This is a genomic window from Kitasatospora sp. NPDC004799 (assembly GCF_040609095.1).
Lineage (GTDB): Bacteria > Actinomycetota > Actinomycetes > Streptomycetales > Streptomycetaceae > Kitasatospora.
Genome location: NZ_JBEXJK010000806.1, coordinates 1 through 1,307 on the forward strand (window position 1 = coordinate 1; position 1,307 = coordinate 1,307).

2 protein-coding genes are annotated in these 1,307 nt (G+C 78.7%); both read left to right on the forward strand.

Going from position 1 to position 1,307, the window contains the following annotated elements; genetic code table 11:
* A partial coding sequence (locus ABZW03_RS40940; protein WP_355269978.1) for an oligopeptide/dipeptide ABC transporter ATP-binding protein occupies positions 1 to 346 on the forward strand: 346 nt, incomplete at its 5' end.
* Positions 343 to 1,307 (forward strand): ABC transporter ATP-binding protein (locus ABZW03_RS40945; RefSeq protein WP_355269980.1); only part of this gene is annotated, 965 nt, incomplete at its 3' end. The genes ABZW03_RS40940 and ABZW03_RS40945, both read left to right, overlap by 4 nt.

A 1,307-nucleotide genomic window follows, 5' to 3' on the forward strand; every position in this document is an offset into this window, starting at 1 on the left:
AGGCCCAGGGCGTCTCCGTCTTCGTCGAGTTGGGGCCGGGCGGCGTGCTGTCCGCCGCCGGGCGGGACTGCCTGGGCGACGGGGGCGGCGTGATCGCGCCGTCCCCCGGGTCACCGGCCCGCTGCGCCGCACCCTGCCCGCCATCCCCGGCTCGCCGCCCGACCTCTCCCGGACCGCCGTCGGCTGCCCGTTCGCCCCGCGCTGCGAGCGGGCGACGGAGCTCTGCACCACGACCGCGCCGCCCCGGCAGGGCGCGGCGGACGGGCACACCGCCGACTGCCACTTCCCGCTCGGTGCGCCCGGCGACACCGCGCCCTCCCCCGACGAACTGGAGCCCGCTCCATGACCACCAGCCCCGAAGCCGTCCACCCCGAAGCCGTCCGCCCCGAGGCCCCGAACCTCGGAAAACCCGTCCTGGAGGCCACCGGCCTCGGCGTCGTCCACCGCACCCGCTCCGGCCCGCTGCACGCCGTCAGCCGTGTCGACCTGGCCCTGTACCCGCGCCGCACCCTCGCCCTGGTCGGCGAGTCCGGCTCCGGCAAGAGCAGCATCGCCAAGGCCCTGCTGCGGCTTCCCCCGCCCGCCGCCGGCCGCGTCACCCTCGACGGCACCGACCTCGCCGCGCTCTCCCCGCGCGCCCTGCGGGCCGTTCGGCCGCGCCTCCAGATGGTCTTCCAGGACCCGCTGTCCTCGCTCAACCCGCGCCGCCGGGTCCGCGACCTCGTCGCCGAGCCCCTCGACGCCCACCCCGACCCGGCCCGGGACCGCGAGGAGGTCGTCACCCGGCAGCTGGAGGCCGTCGGCCTGCCGCCCGCCCTGTTCGGCGACCGCCGCCCCCACCAGCTCTCCGGCGGGCAGGCCCAACGGGTCGCCATCGCCCGCGCCCTGGCCGCCGAACCGCGCGTGCTGATCGCCGACGAGGCGGTCTCCGCCCTCGACGTCTCGGCCCAGGCCACCGTGCTCAACCTGCTGCGCGGGCTCACCGAGGAACGCGGACTGGCCGGGCTCTTCATCTCCCACGACCTCGGCGTGGTCCGGGCGGTGAGCGACGAGGTGGCCGTGCTCCAGCTCGGCCGCGTCTGCGAGCGCGGCCCCACCGAGACCGTCCTCGCCGCCCCCGCCCACCCCTACACCGCCGCCCTGCTCGCCGCCGTCCCCGAACCCGGCCGCCCGCTGCGCGACACCGGCCTGCTCCCCGCCGACCCGCCCTCCCCGCTCGCCCCGCCCAGCGGCTGCCGCTTCCGTACCCGCTGCCCCCTGGCGGACGCCCGCTGCGCCACCGAGGAGCCCCGGCTGCGGGAGGTGGC